This is a genomic window from Ensifer oleiphilus (genome assembly GCF_013371465.1).
GTDB lineage: Bacteria > Pseudomonadota > Alphaproteobacteria > Rhizobiales > Rhizobiaceae > Ensifer > Ensifer oleiphilus.
Map to the genome: position 1 here is coordinate 291,419 of NZ_JABWDU010000005.1, position 16,774 is coordinate 308,192.

13 protein-coding genes are annotated in these 16,774 nt (G+C 62.2%); 6 read left to right on the forward strand and 7 right to left on the reverse strand.

Going from position 1 to position 16,774, the window contains the following annotated elements; genetic code table 11:
• Positions 1-179 precede the first annotated feature (179 nt).
• From HT585_RS21050 to HT585_RS21070, 5 genes are read right to left on the reverse strand one after another with little or no spacing between them, the layout of a single operon-like run.
• Positions 180-1,391, reverse strand: a complete 1,212-nt coding sequence (locus HT585_RS21050) for a molybdopterin molybdotransferase MoeA (RefSeq protein ID WP_176354782.1) — start codon at positions 1,389-1,391, stop codon at positions 180-182.
• Positions 1,392-1,397: 6 nt separating this feature from the next.
• Positions 1,398-1,886 (reverse strand): cyclic pyranopterin monophosphate synthase MoaC, encoded by a 489-nt coding sequence (gene moaC / locus HT585_RS21055; RefSeq protein WP_176354845.1) that lies wholly within the window; start codon positions 1,884-1,886, stop codon positions 1,398-1,400.
• Positions 1,886-2,701, reverse strand: coding sequence for an indole-3-glycerol phosphate synthase TrpC (trpC, locus tag HT585_RS21060; RefSeq protein WP_176354783.1), 816 nt, complete (start codon positions 2,699-2,701; stop codon positions 1,886-1,888). Before trpC ends, moaC begins: the two co-directional genes overlap by 1 nt.
• Positions 2,702-2,715: 14 nt before the next feature.
• Entirely contained in the window at positions 2,716-3,729 is a 1,014-nt protein-coding gene (gene trpD / locus HT585_RS21065; RefSeq protein WP_176354784.1) for an anthranilate phosphoribosyltransferase, read from the reverse strand.
• Positions 3,730-3,748: 19 nt separating this feature from the next.
• On the reverse strand, positions 3,749-5,641 hold the full coding sequence (locus HT585_RS21070; RefSeq protein ID WP_176354785.1) for a peptidylprolyl isomerase: 1,893 nt from the start codon (positions 5,639-5,641) through the stop codon (positions 3,749-3,751).
• Between the two features lie 374 nt (positions 5,642-6,015).
• Here HT585_RS21070 and HT585_RS21075 point away from each other — a divergent pair, with 374 nt between their 5' ends.
• Entirely contained in the window at positions 6,016-7,662 is a 1,647-nt protein-coding gene (locus HT585_RS21075; protein ID WP_176354786.1) for a Na/Pi cotransporter family protein, read from the forward strand.
• 3 nt (positions 7,663-7,665) lie between these two features.
• Here HT585_RS21075 and HT585_RS21080 read toward each other — a convergent pair whose 3' ends face one another.
• Positions 7,666-9,429 (reverse strand): hypothetical protein, encoded by a 1,764-nt coding sequence (locus HT585_RS21080; RefSeq protein WP_210270502.1) that lies wholly within the window; start codon positions 9,427-9,429, stop codon positions 7,666-7,668.
• Positions 9,430-9,634: 205 nt separating this feature from the next.
• On the opposite strand from HT585_RS21080, the gene glmU reads away from it, so the two are divergent.
• The 4 genes from glmU (at position 9,635) to HT585_RS21100 (ending at position 14,186) form a co-directional block, all read left to right on the forward strand.
• Positions 9,635-11,005 (forward strand): bifunctional UDP-N-acetylglucosamine diphosphorylase/glucosamine-1-phosphate N-acetyltransferase GlmU, encoded by a 1,371-nt coding sequence (gene glmU, locus HT585_RS21085; protein WP_176354787.1) that lies wholly within the window; start codon positions 9,635-9,637, stop codon positions 11,003-11,005.
• A 146-nt stretch (positions 11,006-11,151) separates the two neighbouring features.
• The gene (gene glmS, locus HT585_RS21090) at positions 11,152-12,978 is read left to right on the forward strand and encodes a glutamine--fructose-6-phosphate transaminase (isomerizing) (protein WP_176354788.1); all 1,827 of its coding nucleotides are present in this window, start codon (positions 11,152-11,154) and stop codon (positions 12,976-12,978) included.
• Positions 12,978-13,475 (forward strand): GNAT family N-acetyltransferase, encoded by a 498-nt coding sequence (locus HT585_RS21095; protein ID WP_176354847.1) that lies wholly within the window; start codon positions 12,978-12,980, stop codon positions 13,473-13,475. The genes glmS and HT585_RS21095 overlap by 1 nt, the downstream gene beginning before the upstream one ends.
• Before the next feature lie 18 nt (positions 13,476-13,493).
• Entirely contained in the window at positions 13,494-14,186 is a 693-nt protein-coding gene (locus HT585_RS21100; RefSeq protein ID WP_176354789.1) for a DUF502 domain-containing protein, read from the forward strand.
• 60 nt (positions 14,187-14,246) lie between these two features.
• Here HT585_RS21100 and recG read toward each other — a convergent pair whose 3' ends face one another.
• A complete protein-coding gene (gene recG / locus HT585_RS21105; RefSeq protein ID WP_176354790.1) occupies positions 14,247-16,352 on the reverse strand; it encodes an ATP-dependent DNA helicase RecG in 2,106 nt (701 codons plus the stop codon).
• 116 nt (positions 16,353-16,468) lie between these two features.
• On the opposite strand from recG, the gene HT585_RS21110 reads away from it, so the two are divergent.
• Positions 16,469-16,774, forward strand: a complete 306-nt coding sequence (locus tag HT585_RS21110; RefSeq protein ID WP_176354791.1) for an FAD assembly factor SdhE — start codon at positions 16,469-16,471, stop codon at positions 16,772-16,774.

Consider the following 16,774-nt stretch of genomic DNA (forward strand, 5'->3'; position numbering starts at 1 on the left):
TAGTACATCCGTAGTCATTCGCCTTGAGCGATGATTGAATAATTGCGTTATTAAAGAGTTACTGTGTCGGGCATATGACAATCCCGCCACAAATATTCCTTGTGTCCGATGCGCTGCAATGAATACGATGTCCGGCGCGTCGAGTGCATGCAACATGTCGTGCGACCGCGCAGACGGAGCTATCTGAGCCGGAGGACCTGGCAGCGCGAGCCTGCGGGCGCCTCTTCGGCGTTCGGCGCGCGAACGATCAGGCAATCGGACTGTGCGAACACCTTCATCATCGACGAATCCTGCCGCGGGAAGGGATGGGCCAAAAGGGAACCGTGCCCATCTTTCGAAAGCCGCGCACGCACATAGTCCTGGCGCTTGTCGTTGGCAGGCAAGGGCGAGGCGAGGCGGGCGGTGGTAAGACGGTCGCGCGCCGCCAGGCTCGCCAGCTTTCGGGTCAGGGGCTCGAGAAATAGGAGCGCGCAAACGAGGCTGGACACAGGATTGCCGGGCAGGCCGAGCACAGCCATGCCGTCGAGCTGCCCGACCATCAGGGGCTTTCCGGGCCGCATGGCGATGCGCCAGAAATCGAGTGTCATACCGTTTGCAAGCAATGTCGACTGAACGAGATCATGATCGCCGACGGAGGCGCCGCCAAGGGTGACGAGTACGTCAGCTTCCGCGAGCCTTGCCTGTTCTACGGCCGTTGAAATCGCCCGGCTGTTGTCCGGGACGATGCCGAGGTCGAGGACATCGGCCCCATTGTCGCGCGCGATGGCAGCAACACCGAAGGTATTGGAGGCTATGATCTGATCGGCGCCGGGTACGCTGCCGGGTGTTAGCAATTCGTCACCGGTGGCAAGTATCGCTATCAAAGGCTTCTTGAAGACCGGCAGGGTCGCATGGTTCATGCCGGCGGCGACAGTCAGCCGGCCGGCATCCAGCACGTCGCCCGCATGCAACACCGTCTCGCCGGCTGCAAAATCCTGGCCGGACAACCTGATATGCCGCCCCTTGCCGGGTGCAAACGAGGTGCGAATTCTGCTATCCGCAAGCTGCTCGGTGTCTTCCTGGATAATGACGGTATCGGCGCCCACAGGAAGCGGCGCTCCGGTAAAGATGCGAACGGCCTGCCCGGCCTTTACTTCCCCACCGAAGCCATGGCCTGCAGCGGATTGGCCGATGACGCCGAGTTCGGCGCCGACGGCGCTGACATCTTCGTGACGCACGGCATAACCATCCATCGCGGAATTGTCGAAGGCGGGGTGGGTGACGCGCGCAGCGACATCCTTCGCCAGGACACGACCGAGGCCGTCATGCAGGCCGATCTCTTCGATTGCCTGCCGCGGGCTGGCACTTCCGAGGATCCTTTCAAGCGCATCTTCGACGGAAAGCAGCGACATCGTCCGTCAGGCTCCCCGACGCTGGTAGTCGCCCGATCGTCCGCCGGATTTGCTGACGAGCTGGATACCGCCGATCTCCATCTCCCGGTCGGCAGCCTTCGCCATGTCGTAGATCGTCAGGCAGGCGATGCTGACGGCGGTCAGCGCCTCCATCTCGACGCCGGTCTTGCCGGTCAGCTTGGCGAGCGCTTCGACCCGCAAGCCCGGAAGCGCCGGATCCGGCACAATGTCCACCGACACCTTGCTCAGCATCAGCGGGTGGCAGAGCGGGATCAGGTTAGATGTCTGCTTGGCGGCCATGATGCCTGCAAGTCGCGCCGTGCCGATGACATCGCCCTTCTTGGCGTCGCCTTCAAGAATCAGGGCAAGCGTTTCAGGGCGCATGCGCACGTGGCCCTCGGCCGTTGCAGTGCGCACGGTTTCGGCCTTGTCGCCGACATCGACCATGTTTGCTTCGCCGCTGCTGTCGAGGTGCGTGAGCGTGGTCTTGCCCATCATTCCGCCGCCAGCACGCTTTCGGAGCCGGTCAGGAGTGCGCGTGTTGCCGTCTCGACATCGCTCTTGCGCATCAGGCTTTCTCCAACGAGGAAAGTTGTGATGCCGCTCAATTCCAGGCGCTTGCAGTCGTCATGGGTGAAGATTCCGCTTTCGCCGACGAGCAGCCGATCGGACGGAACCATCGATGCCAGCTGTTCTGAAACGGCGAGATCGACGTCGAATGTTCGCAGATTGCGATTGTTGATGCCGACCAGCGGCGAGGCAAGCTTGAGCGCCCGCTCCATCTCTTCGGCGTCGTGCACCTCGATGAGAACGTCCATGCCGAGAGAAAAGGCAGAATCCTCCAGGCGCCGGGCGTCGTCGTCGCTGAGCGAAGCCATGATCAGCAGGATGCAGTCCGCACCCCAGGCGCGCGCCTCGAGCACCTGATAGGTGTCGAACATGAAGTCCTTGCGCAAGGCCGGAAGCGCGCAGGCCGCACGGGCAGCCTCAAGAAATGCCGGAGCCCCTTGGAAGCTCGGGCCGTCGGTCAGTACGGAAAGACAGGCGGCACCGCCAGCCTCATAGGCCTTCGCCAGGGCTGGCGGATCGAAATCGGGGCGGATCAGGCCCTTCGACGGGCTCGCCTTCTTGATTTCGGCGATCAGGCCGAAGCGGCCCTCTTTCTGGCGCGCAGCCAACGCCGCATGGAACCCGCGCGGAGCGGACTGATCGGTAATGCGGGCCTTCAGGTCTTCGATCGACGTTTGCGATTTGGCCGCGGCGATCTCGTCGCGCTTATAGGCTTCGATCTTGCGCAGGATGTCCGTCATGTTGCTTTCCTATCTCACGCAGCGTTCGAAACGCTGACCAGGCGCAGCAGCGCTGCCTTGGCACTGCCGCTTGCGAGCGATTGGCGGGCGAGCGTCATGCCTTCACCAAGATTTGCAGCCTTGCCGGCAATCATCAGCGATGCGGCCGCATTGGCAAGCGAAATGTCCCTGTAGGCGTTTTCAGCGCCATCGAGCACAGCCTGGAGCGCAACGGCATTGTGGGCGCCGTCGCCGCCCTTCAAGGCGTCGAGGGTGACCGTCTGCAGGCCGAAGTCTTCAGGCGTGAGGTTGAAGGCGCTGATCTTGCCGTTTTCAAGAGCGGCAACCTGCGTTGTGCCGGTGGTGGTGATCTCGTCGAGACCTTCGCCATGCACGACCCAGACATTTTCGGATCCGAGGTCGCGCAGCACCTCCGCCAGCGGCTGCACCCATTGCGGCGCGTAGACGCCAACCAGTTGCCGCTTGACGCCGGCGGGATTGGAGAGCGGGCCGAGCAGGTTGAAGATCGTGCGGGTTCCGAGTTCGACGCGCGTCGGGCCGACATGACGCATGGCGGAATGATGCTGCTGGGCAAACATGAAGCCGACACCGGCTTCGCTTATGCAGCGCGAAATTGCCTCAGGGCCGATATCGAGCTTGACGCCAAGGCAGGACAGCGCGTCGGCCGTTCCGGACTTGGAGCTCAGCGCGCGGTTGCCATGCTTGGCGACAGGTACGCCCGCGCCCGCAACGATCAGCGAGGCGAGGGTCGAGATATTGTAGGTGCCGGCGCCATCGCCACCAGTGCCGACGATATCGACGGCATTGGCCGGAGCATCGACCGGAAGCATGCGGGCGCGCATGGCGGCAACCGCGCCGACGATTTCGTCGACGGTTTCACCACGGACGCGAAGAGCCATCAGGAAGCCGCCGATCTGCGATGGCGTCGCCGCACCCGACATGATGATCTCGAAAGCCGCTCGTGCGTCTTCGCGGTTGAGTGCCTCGCCGGCGGCGACTTTGGCGACAAACGGTTTCAGATCACTCATCGGTTGTTTTCCTTGCCGCTTATCTCTGTGCCAAAGCCGTTTCGGCAAGCGTCTGATTGATCGAAACACCGTAGGCCGCCTGCAGGGTCGAGACCATCTGGTCAAGAATGTCGTCGCCGCTGGCACGGGCCATGGCCTGGATCTGGCGGCTGTCGTCTTCGAGCGCGTCGGTCGGGCCGCTGTTCTCGATTGCGGTTACCTTCAGAAGGATCTGGCCGTCACCACCGATACCGGCAGCGTTGGCAACGTGACCGTCCGGACCGCTGAAGGCGGCAGCGACGGCGGCCGGGCTCAGGGCCGCATCCGACGTCGACCGGGTCAATCCGGCCTTCGTTTCGACGGCAAGCCCAAGTTCCGTCGCGATATCGGCGAGTGTCGCGCCCTTTTCGATACGCTGCTTCAACTCTGTGGCCTTCGTGGCGAGAGCCGCGCGCTGCTGCTCTGCGGTCCAGTCCGCAGCCACTTCGTCGCGTGCTTCGTCGAGCGTGCGATCACGTGCCGGAACCACTTCGTCGAGGTCGAACCAGACGTAGCCGTCACGGCCGATGTTCACCGGCAACGTCTCGTCACCCATCTGGGCCTTGAAAACTTCCTGCAGCAGTGCGTTCGGCTCTGGCAGCCCGGCGACATCATCGCCGTTCATGTCCTTGCCGGTTGCGTCGATACCATCGACGGTCGCAACCTTCAGCTTGAGGGTCTCAGCCAGGTCCTTGAGCGAGGCGCCGGAAGCGCGCTCGTCCTCGATCTTGTCGTGAAGGCCGATGATTTCGTTCTGCGCGTTGGAAAGGGCGATCTCCTTGCGCAGTTCTTCCTTCACCTCATCGAAGCTGCGAACCGTTTCCGCGCGGATGTTCGTTGCGCGCAGGATCACCGGTCCGAAGGCGCCATCGATGACAGGCGACGTGCCACCATTGGCGGCGATCGCAAAGGCGGCTTCACCGATCTTTGGGTCCGGAACGTTTGCAGCGGTGAACTCACCCAGCAAAACGTCGGCAGGTGTCTTGCCTTCGGCTTTGACGAGGTCATCGTAGGAGGTGCCGGCGGCAAGCTTGGCTGCCGCAGCGTCCGCTGCCTCACGCGACGGGAAGGCGAGTTGTTCAATCGTGCGCACGGCTTCGGTGCGGAAATGGTCCTTCCGCTTGTCGTAGTCGGCGCGAACGTCGGCATCGACCACGGTCGTCACGTCGGCGATATCCTCGGGGGCGAGCTTCAGATAGGTGATCTTGCGGTATTCCGGCGCGCGGTAGTTTGCCTTGCGGCTGTCGTACCAGGGGGCAAGAACGTCATCGCCCGGCGCCTTGACCGGATCGATATTGGCATTGGACAGGAGGATGTAGTCGATCGAGCGCTTTTCGTGACGGTAGGACGCGATCGCGTCGCTGAGCACTTTCGGCGCGACATAACCGTCGGACATCGCGTCGACGATCTGCGAGCGCACGGCGACCTGGCTGCGGTTGTTGATGTAGTCTTGTTCGCGAAGGCCGGCGTTGCGCAGAACGCTGGAGAACGTCAGGCGATCGAACTGGCCGTTGACGCTATGGAAGGCCGGATCTTCGGCGATGAGCTTGGCCAGCCGGTCTTCCGAAAGGCCGAGGTTCATGTCGCCGGCGAGCTGATCGAGGGCTGCACCCGCAACAAGCTGAGAATAGACCTGCTGCTCGATGCCGAACGCCTTTGCCTGCTGCGGCGTCAGGCGGGTTCCGAGCTGGCGCGAAACGAGCGCGAGCTGACGCTCGTAAGCGAGACGGAAGTCAGGGGCCTTGACCTTGACGTCACCGACGACGACGACGGCATCCGACTGGTTCGCGATCATCGATGTCGATGCGCCCCACACCATGAATGACAGCACGAGAATGACGAGCAGGCCTTTGACGACCCAGGTCTGGGCGGCTTTTCTCAGGAATTCGAGCATGGGGGCAGAAACCTCGTTGCAGTGCGGTGGCTGTTGGCCAAACGAGTTCGTTCCTTAAAACAAACGAAACAGGAAATGAAGGGCGCAATGGCGCAAATTGCGCGCCACCCGCAGATCACGGCAAATCAAGTGATTCGTACGAACTTCGGGCCGTCGGCAGCCGAGAGGCTCGGGCGAGCTGTTTGCGATGCTGATAGCGATCGATGCGAAGACGCGAATGACAAAATTGGCGTCGGATTTGTTAGCCGGCAACAGAAATTTGGCCGTCATACTTGGGAATTCGCCGTCGCTGGATTGAGATCGAAAACACTTCGGAACTATGGTTGTGTGTATCGGGCGGGGCGACTCATGCGGCCTCCGTGGAAAGACATGCCATGCAATCGACAATCGTTATGGTCAATTTGTTTGGAGCGGTGGCGCTGCTGCTGTTCGGCCTTTCCCTGGTCAAGGAAGGGGTCACGCGCGCCTTCGGGGCGAAGCTGCGGGCCGGCCTTGCTCGGGGCACGAGCGGACCGACGCGATCGTTCCTGACGGGGCTGTTCGCCACCCTTGCCCTGCAGAGCTCCACCGCAACGGCTCTGATGACCGCGTCCTTCGTGGAAAAGGGGCTGATCCGCTCACGCATGGCGCAGATCGTCTTGCTCGGCGCCAATGTAGGCACGGCAGTCACCGCCTGGATCGTGGCGACCGGCATCGAATGGCTGTCGCCGATGATCATTCTGGTCGGTGTGATACTGCATCGCGTCAGCCGGTCGAACGCGCGACAGGGCCTCGGCGCGGCTTTCGTTGGCATCGGCCTGATGTTGCTGTCGCTGCATCTGCTTGGCCTTGCGACCGAGCCGATGCGCGAATCGGCGGCGCTGGCCGCATTTCTCGGCATGCTCGACAGTGCCTGGCCGGTGGCCTTGATCATATCGGCGGGTCTTGCCTTCGCATCGTCCTCCAGCCTTGCAGTGGTGATGCTGGTGCTCTCGCTTTCTGCCGCCGGCGTACTCTCCGTCGGGCTGACGGTGGCGCTGGTGCTCGGCGCCAATCTCGGGGGCGCGATCCCGCCTGTGATGGCAACACTGTCTTCGGCGCCGTCGGCCCGACGCGTGACGCTCGGCAACCTGGTGGTTCGCGCTATCGGCTGTCTGATCGCGCTGCCTCTGACCGGTGCCAGCGTCGAGTTCCTGCAAAGCTTGCCTTTGCCGAAACAGAACCTGCCGGTGGACATCCATCTGGCGTTCAATCTTGCCATGGCCATCCTTGCCTGGCCGTTTGCCGGGCTCCTGTCGCGGCTGATGACCCGCTTCATTCCCGACAGCGAGACCGACGAAACCGGTCCGCGCTATCTCGACGAGAACGTCCTGCACACGCCGGTCATGGCCCTTTCGGGCGCGACGCGCGAAGTGCTGCGCGTCGGCGACCTGATCGAGATGATGCTGATCCGCGCCCAGACGGCTTTCAACAACAACGAACTTTCCGAGATCCGCGATGTCGGCAAATTCGAGAAGCAGGTCGATCTGCTGCAGCAGGAGGTGAAGATCTTCCTGTCTCGCCTGGGTCGTGATGGCCTGAGCCCGGAAGATGGGCGTCGCTCGATCGTCATCATCGACTATGCGATCAATCTCGAGCACATGGGCGATATCATCGAGAAGGGTCTGTGCGAACAGATCGGCAAGAAGGTCAACAACGGCCTGAAATTCTCCGAAGACGGCTATCAGGAACTCAAAAGTCTGTTCGACCTGACGATCGACAATCTGCGCGTCGCCCAGACGATTTTCGTCACACGCAACGCCGATCTCGCCCGGCAATTGATCGAGGTGAAGGTCAATGTTCGGCACATGGAAAAGCGCTCGGCCGAACGTCATATCGAGCGGCTGCGCGACGGACGGCTCGAAAGCCTGCAGACGAGTTCGCTGCATCTCGACATGCTGCGCGACTTGAAGCGCATCAACGCCCATATCGCCTCGGTCGCCTATCCGATCCTCGAGGAAAACGGGCTTCTGACCGAGAGCCGCTTGCGGCCGCAGGCGTAACCGTTACGAACCTGCGGCCGTTTCGCCAGGCCGCAGGCCGTTGCGGACGAATGCGTCGTAGCATGGCGTCAGTTTGATGCGCGTGTGGCCGGTCTCAAGGCTCGGCAGGTAGAGTGCCAAAAGCGTCCTGTTGACGTTCGTCGTCGGGCAGGTTGGCACGAGTGCGATATCGACGGCGGCGACAGCCGCGCGCACGCTTTCGTCCGGCGGCGGAATGGCGCGGAAAGGATCTGCGCCGATGGCGACGCGCCTTGGCGCGTGGCGATCCATCAGCCAGGGAAACGGATTGGCGAAGTCGATGTTGAAGATCGTGTCGAAGCGAACGCCATTGGCATTCTCATAGGCGCGCAGTGCATCGATCGCATTATCGACATTCGCCAACCAACCCGTTTGAAAGTCGAAGTCGCTATAGAGCAGGAATGAAGGCAACTCACCTTCATCCGCCAGGGCCTCGAAGGCGCCCGGCTCGGTGATGTAGATGTTGCGCATTCGCCCGGCCCGCACGGCGAGGATCGGGCGGACGTTGACGGCCCCCATGGTTTTCAGGTTGCGGCTTTCGATCCTGATATTGTTGACGGCGCCGATCCAGGCGCGTGCACTCTTCTGGACAACGATAGTCACCGGTGGAAGTGCGGCAGCGATGGCGAGCAGCCAAACCGCGATTGTCAGCTGCTTAGGCTTGCCCTTCGTGGCGTAGTCGAGAGCGATCCGCAGAAGCAATGGATAGAGGAAGATGAAAGCCTGGCTGCCGGTGTTTTGGCTCTCGAACAGGATGCCTGCCACGACAAAGGTGCCAAGCCAGAAGAAATCCTGATCGAAAATCCTGCCGAGAGCCGCGATCGAAGGCCGCCGGCATGCATCCTTCAGTAGCGCGACGAAAGAAGGCCGGTCGGCAAAGAACAGGGTGAGGCAGAGAACGCCTGCCGGCAGCAGCAGACCGGAATTCAGCGATGCGGCCTGTAGCAGGCGCGTCAGCAGGATCCCGTCATTAACGTCGAGCAGTGCAAGAATGTCGCCTATATAGGCCGACACTGCGCCGAGCGACAGTTCGATAACGGCAAGAATGCCAAAGAAGATCAAGGCTGCGGCGACCGCTGAGCGCAGGCTGAACCGTCCGGCAGCAAACGCGGTCAAGCAGAGGATGACGCCGGCGACGGCTCCCGTGACCTTTACGAAGAAAAGCGCGATCATAGCGCCGGCGGCAACTGCGATGAGGATGCGTGGATTGCGGACGTAGATGAGCGCTGCGGCCAGCACATAAAGAAGCTGGCACACCTGGCGATTGTAGATGCCGAACCCATCCGACCCCGGATAGGGGTAGAAGTCGCCGGTGTTGAACGGGAAGATGGAAAAGAGAAGGAAGGGCAACAGAATGGCGTAGGCCAGTGGTCGCGAACGCTTCTGGAGGTCGAACGTGACCAGGCCGATCAACGGCCCGGTGACGGTGAGAAGGCACCAGCTGGCCAGCAACAGGGGGTGGCCGCTCGGAAAGACCGACTGCAAGCCCGCGAAGAGATAGTAGCCCAGCGCACCGACCGGTGCGAAGAAGTCGACCGATGGAATCTGGCCGTCGCCAAGCCGGTTGGCGGCGTCGAGATAGAGATAGTGATCCCAGAACATTGGCCCTATCGGCTGCGGGATCGTGACGGTCAGAAGCAACGAGAGCAGGACAAGCGCCAGAGCGAGTGCCGCGAGTGGCGAGCGGACGGCAGCCACAATGGTATTGACCGGCTTTACCGCTGCGTCGAGATCGGTGCTGACATGCATTGCTGCTTCTCTCCCCGGGGGAGCGATGCACGCGCATGGGTTGTCGGGGCAGGCTCCGCTTCTCCTTATGCCATCATCGGGTTTTAAGCGGGTTAACGGGACGTGATTGTGCGAGTTATGCTTCCCGCAATATGTTGCTGATACACGAGGGTCGAATCGGGCGACCCGTTTGGCCCTTCAAGAAAAAGACCAAGGAGATCATTGGATGGAACGGAGTTGCCTGGCGATTGTACTGGCTGCGGGTGAAAGCACGCGGATGAAATCGTCGATGTCGAAGGTGCTGCATCCGGTGGCCGGTCGGCCGATGATCGCCCATGTGGTTGCAGCGCTTTCGTGTGCCGCGATCTCCGACGTGGCTCTCGTTGTCGGTCGTGACGCTGATGCCGTTTCGAGCGCGGCCGCGATCGGTGGCGTATCGATCGCCTCGTTTCTCCAGAAGGAGCGCCTCGGCACAGGGCATGCGGTTCTCGCGGCGCGCGAAGCAATATCCAAGGGATTTGACGACATCCTGGTCATCTTCGGCGATACGCCGCTGATCACGCCTGAGCCGCTCAAGGCGGCACGCGACGGCCTGGCCGCCGGCAACGATGTCGTCGTCATCGGTTTCGAAGCTGCCGACCCTTCCGGCTATGGCCGGCTGATCGTCGAGGACGGTGCGCTGGTCGCGATCCGCGAGCACAAGGATGCGACCGAGGAAGAACGCCGTATCACCTATTGCAACGGCGGCCTGATGGCGATCAATGGCAGCAAGGCGATCGATCTGCTCGACCGCATCGGCAACGACAACGTCAAGGGCGAGTACTACCTGACCGACCTGGTCGAGATCGTGCGGGCGATCGGCGGCCGCGCCATTGCCGTCGAAGCGCCCGAGGAAGAGCTGACCGGCTGCAATACCCGCGCCGAACTTGCCTATATAGAACGGCTCTGGCAGGAGCGCCGCCGTCACGAACTGATGTTGTCGGGGGTGTCGATGATCGCGCCGGAGACCGTTTTCCTCGCCTGGGACACCGAGCTGCAACAGGACGTGCTGATCGAACCGAATGTCGTGTTCGGCCCAGGCGTTCGCGTCGAGAGCGGCGCCATCATCCACGCGTTCTCGCATCTTGAGGGCGCGACGGTGCGGGCCGGCGCGACTGTCGGTCCCTACGCGCGCCTGCGGCCCGGTGCCGATCTCGGAGAGAAGTCGAAGGTCGGCAATTTCTGCGAGGTCAAGAAGGCGGAAATCGGGGCAGGCGCCAAGGTCAACCACCTGACCTATATCGGTGATGCCTTCGTGGGTGCCGGAACCAACATCGGTGCGGGCACGATCACCTGCAACTATGACGGCGTGAACAAGCATGAAACCCGTATCGGCGAGAATGCCTTTGTCGGCTCGAATTCTTCGCTGGTGGCGCCGGTGAAGATCGGCGACGGCGCGCTGGTTGCCTCCGGCAGCGTCATCACCGAGGATGTGCCGGCCGATGCCGTTGCCTTCGGCCGCGCGCGCCAGGAGATCAAGCCGGGCAGGGCACGCGTCCTGCGTGAGCGCTACGAGGCGTTGAAGGCTGCGAAAAAGGCGGCCAAGGCGGCCGGTTAGGTTGCGCGTTAAATACTGAAACCGAAAGTGAAATCGGGGCGGATTGCCTCGTCCGGCAAATGCGTTACCAAGGCAACGCGCCGGGCGGGACTTCCGCCCTGTCGATTGGGGCGTCGAAACGGCGCGGGACGAATTCGGAGACGACTATGTGCGGAATTGTTGGCATCGTTGGGAACCAGGCGGTCTCGGAGCGACTGGTCGATGCGTTGAAGCGGCTCGAATACCGCGGCTATGATTCGGCCGGCGTCGCGACCATCCATGCCGGCGTGCTGGAGCGCCGCCGTGCCGAAGGCAAGCTGGTCAATCTGGAGACACGCCTGCGTGAAGAACCGCTCGCAGGCACGATCGGCATTGCCCACACCCGCTGGGCGACGCATGGCGCCCCGACTGAGCGCAATGCGCACCCGCATTTTACCGACGGTGTTGCCGTGGTTCACAACGGCATCATCGAGAACTTCTCCGAGCTGAAGGACGAACTGATCGCCGGCGGCGCCAAGTTCGAGACGCAGACCGACACCGAAGTCGTGGCGCATCTCCTGGCAAAGTTTCGTCGCGACGGCCTTGGTCGGCGCGAGGCCATGCATGCGATGCTGAAGCGGGTGACCGGCGCCTACGCGCTGGCCGTCCTCTTCCAGGACGATCCCTCGACCATCATGGCTGCCCGCAACGGCCCGCCGCTGGCGATCGGCCATGGCAAGGGCGAGATGTTCTTAGGCTCCGACGCGATCGCGTTGTCGCCCTTTACCAACGAGATCACCTATCTGGTCGATGGCGACTGGGCGGTGATCGGTGTCAATGGCGCCCATATCTTCGATCTCACGGGCAATGCCGTCGATCGCCCGAGACAGATCTCGATGGCGGCCGCCTACATGATCGACAAGGGCAATCACCGGCACTTCATGGAAAAGGAGATCTATGAGCAGCCCGAGGTGATCTCCCATGCGCTCGGCCACTACATCGACTTTGCCGAAAACCGGGTGAAGGCGGCCACGGGTGCGATCGACTTTGCTGGCGTACCCAGCCTCGCGATCTCTGCCTGCGGCACCGCCTATCTCGCCGGTCTCGTCGGCAAGTACTGGTTCGAACGTTACGCCCGCCTGCCGGTCGAAATCGACGTCGCTTCCGAGTTCCGCTACCGCGAAATCCCACTGTCGGCGCAGTCGGCGGCGCTGTTCATCTCGCAGTCGGGCGAAACCGCCGATACGCTGGCGTCGCTTCGCTACTGCAAGGATCACGGACTGAAGATCGGTGCGGTCGTCAACACCCGCGAATCGACCATCGCGCGCGAATCCGATGCCGTCTTTCCGATTCTTGCCGGGCCCGAGATCGGGGTCGCCTCGACCAAGGCGTTCACCTGCCAGCTGGCGGTGCTGGCGGCGCTTTCGATCGGCGCCGGCCGGGCCCGAGGCACGGTTTCTGCCGATGAGGAGCAGGCGCTCGTTCGTCACCTCACGGAAATGCCGCGGATCATGGGCCAGGTGCTGAACGCCATCCAGCCGAAGATCGAGATGCTGTCACGCGAGCTGTCGAAGTGCCGGGACGTGCTTTACCTCGGTCGTGGCACCAGCTTCCCGCTGGCGATGGAAGGTGCGCTGAAACTCAAGGAAATCTCGTACATCCACGCCGAAGGTTATGCCGCCGGCGAGCTGAAGCACGGGCCGATCGCGTTGATCGACGAAAACATGCCCGTCATCGTCATCGCCCCGCATGACCGCTTCTACGAGAAGACCGTGTCGAACATGCAGGAAGTGGCAGCTCGCGGTGGCCGCATCATCCTGATCACGGACGAGAAGGGCGCAGCCGCTTCGAAGCTCGAGACGATGGCGACGATCGTGCTGCCGAACGTCGACGAGATCATCGCGCCGATGATCTTCTCACTACCGATCCAACTGCTCGCCTATCACACCGCCGTGTTCATGGGCACCGATGTCGACCAGCCCCGTAACCTCGCAAAGTCGGTCACGGTCGAATGATCACCATCCGGTCGGAAAGAGTGGGCGACGAGCAGGCGATCCACGATGTGACGGCCGCCGCCTTCAAGGATCACCCGCACAGCGACCAGAGCGAACCGTTCATCATCGAGCGCCTTCGGGATCAAGGCGCTCTGTCGCTCTCGCTCGTAGCCGAAGACGAAGGCCACATCGTCGGCCACGTCGCCTTCTCGCCGGTGACACTGACGCCGCCGGTGACCGGCTGGTTCGGGCTCGGTCCCGTCGCCGTTTTGCCCGACCATCAGACGAAGGGCGTCGGCAGCCGGCTGATCCGCGAGGGGCTCGCAATGCTTTCCGGCGACGGCGCGGCTGGCTGCGTGGTCATGGGTGACCCCGACTATTACCAAAAGTTCAGATTCGGACACGAATCTTCACTTGTATTCCCGGGTTGTGCGCCGCAATATTTCATGGCGCTGGCCTTCTCCGGCGCAGTGCCTGAAGGCACTGTTGCCTATCATCCGGCTTTCGGCGCCGAGTGAGGTTTAAACGGACGAGGCATGAGCGAAAATTCGAAGAGCGGCTATATCGCGACCCGGTTGCGGAACTATTTCCTCACGGGGCTGATCATCTGCGCGCCGCTGGCGATTACCGTCTGGTTGGTTCGCACCTTCATCGAATGGGCCGATGGATGGGTGAAGCCCTATCTTCCGAATTTCTATAACCCCGACACCTATTCGCCGGTGGCGATACCCGGTTTCGGGCTTCTGGTCGCGCTCATTGTCATCACGCTGGTCGGATTCCTCACCGCCAATCTGGTCGGGCGCTCGATCGTTGCCTTCGGCGAATCCCTTGTCAGCCGGACGCCACTGGTTCGCACCATCTACAAATCGCTGAAGCAGATATTCCAGACGGTGCTGCAGGAGCAGTCGTCCTCGTTCAAGAAGGCAGGCCTGATCGAGTATCCGAGCCCCGGCCTCTGGTCGCTCGTCTTCATCGCCACGGACGTCAAAGGCGAGGTCGCCGCCAAATTCTCTGAGCGTGGTATGGACATGGTGACGGTGTTCCTGCCACCGACGCCGATCCCGACAGCCGGCTTCCTTTTGTTCGTTCCCCGCGACAAGATCATCCCGCTTGAAATGAGCGCCGAGGATGCGGCCAAGCTTTTGATTTCCGGCGGCCTCGTTGCACCGGATTACAAGCCGCTCGCCAACGCGCCGCCGCGCAAGATTGCCCAGCAGAAGTCTGCCTGACGTCATTGTCTTCACGCGTTTCCTGCCAGAAAACCGCTTCGCATTTTTCCTGGAAATGCGTTAGCCGGCGCGCAGGAAGCGGATCGCTTCGTCGCGACGGTGCAGATAGAGCAGGGTCCTCAACGCCTCGCCGCGTGGTGACGTCAGGTCAGGATCTCGCTCGATCATATAGGCCGCATCCTTGCGGGCGATCTCGAGCAGGTCCCCATGCGCTTCGAGACTGGCGATGCGAAAGCCCGGTGTCCCGGATTGCCGCGTTCCCAGCAATTCGCCTTCGCCCCGCAGTTTCAGGTCCTCCTCGGCGATCAGAAATCCGTCCTCGCTGTCGCGCAGGATCGAAAGCCGCGCCCGACCGGTCTCCCCGAGCGGGCTCTTGTAGAGCAGGATGCAGGTCGAGGCCTCGTCGCCACGTCCGACCCGGCCACGCAACTGGTGCAATTGCGCCAGGCCGAAGCGTTCCGCATGTTCGATCACCATGATCGTGGCATCCGGCACGTCGACGCCGACTTCGACGACCGTGGTGGCGACGAGCAGCCGGATCTCGCCATTCTTGAAGGCGAGCATGACGGCGTCTTTTTCCGCCCCGTTCATGCGGCCATGCACAAGGCCGACATCCCTGCCAAAGCGTTTGGAGAGACCCTGGTAGCGCTCGTCCGCCGACATGACGTCGATCGCTTCGGATTCTTCGACGAGCGGGCAGATCCAGTAGGCCTTCTTGCCTTCCTTGAGCGCCGCAGCCAGACGATCGACGATCTCGTCGGTCCGCTCAGTGGGGATGGCGACCGTCTGGATCGGTTTTCGCCCCGCCGGCTTTTCCGTCAGCTTGGAAACATCCATGTCGCCGAAGGCGGCGAGCACCAGCGTGCGCGGGATCGGTGTGGCGGTCATCACCAGCATATGGGGCGAGATGCCCTTGGCAGTCAGGCGCAGGCGCTGATGGACGCCGAAACGGTGCTGCTCGTCGACGACCGCAAGGGTGAGTTCCCTATAGCTCACGGTGTCCTGGAAAAGGGCATGGGTGCCGACCACGATCCGCGTCTCGCCGGAGGCGATGCGTTCCAGGATCGCATCTCGCTCCTTGCCCTTGGTGCGCCCGGTCAGAACATCCATGGTGATGCCCGCAGGAGCTGCCATTTTCGCCAGCGTGGCGAAATGCTGCCGCGCAAGGATTTCCGTCGGGGCCATGAGCACGGCCTGGCCGCCCGATTCGACCGCCGCCAGCATTGCCATCAGCGCGACCATGGTCTTGCCGGAGCCGACGTCACCCTGCAGCAGGCGAAGCATCCGCTCGTCCCCGGCCATGTCCTTGAGGATGTCGGCAATCGCGGTCGATTGGCTCGCCGTCAGCGAGAAGGGCAACGCCGAGATAACAGGGCTGGAGAGCTTGCCTGTCGCATGCACCGGCGTGCCGGCTACCTTTCGGAGACGCTGGCGAACGAGGGCGAGAGAGAGCTGGCCGGCAAGGAATTCGTCATAGGCGAGACGCCGACGCGCCGGCGCCTGCGGGTCGATGTCCGTGGCGTCGCGCGGCTCGTGCAGGGCACGAAAGCTGTCGGCTGCACTTTGGAAGCCCTGCTTGCCTGCAAGTGTTTCGTCAATCCACTCGGGCATCTCAGGGACGCGGGCAACCGCCGCTTCGATCGATTTGCGCAGGATGCGGGCGGATAGCCCGGCCGTCAGCCCGTAGACCGGTTCGACAAGCGGCAAGTTTTCCGCCTCGCTCGCCTTGACCATATAGTCCGGGTGAACCATCGACGGCCGGCCGTTGAACCAGTCGACCTTGCCGCTGACGATCACGGTCTCGTCGACCGGCAGTGATTTTTCCAGCCAATTGCCTTTGACACGGAAGAAGGTAAGCGCCAGTTCCCCGGTGTCGTCATGCAGGAAGATGCGGTAGGGCAGGTTCTGCTTGCCCGGCGGTGGTGGCTGATGGCGATCGACGCGGCCGGTGATCGTCACGACGACGCCCTGTGGGGCATTGGCGATCCCAGGCTGCTGCCGCCGATCGATCAGCGAATGCGGGGCGTGGAAAACCAGGTCGACGACCCGGCAGTCTTCGATGGTTTCCCGGCCAAGAAGTCGGGCATACAGCTCGCCGATCTTCGGCCCGATGCCGGGCAAAGTGTTGAGCGGTGAAAAGAGCGGGTCGAGCAGGGCAGGGCGCATGGCGATGAAATTGCGACGACAATTCGGAGTTTGGCAAGGCTGACAATCACCTATTCAGCGTTTATAGAGCCCATGGACACAAACCGTACCCCCGCGGACGGCAGGAAGGAAACCCCATGACTGGCATTTCACGCACCAGCGCTGATCTCGATCCGCGTCGTCGCCGGATCCTGTTTCGCGCCTGGCACCGCGGCATTCGCGAGATGGACCTCATTCTCGGACAATTCGCCGAAGCAGAATTATCCAGCTTGTCGGAGGCCGAGTTGGACGAGCTTGAGATCATCATGGCCGAGGAAGACAACGACCTTGTCAAATGGTTCATCGGCGAGCAGCCGGTGCCCGAGCGTTACCAGACGCCGATGTTTACACGCATCGCCGCCTACCGTCCCGATTTCGAGCGGCTCCCCGAAGAGATGAAGTAG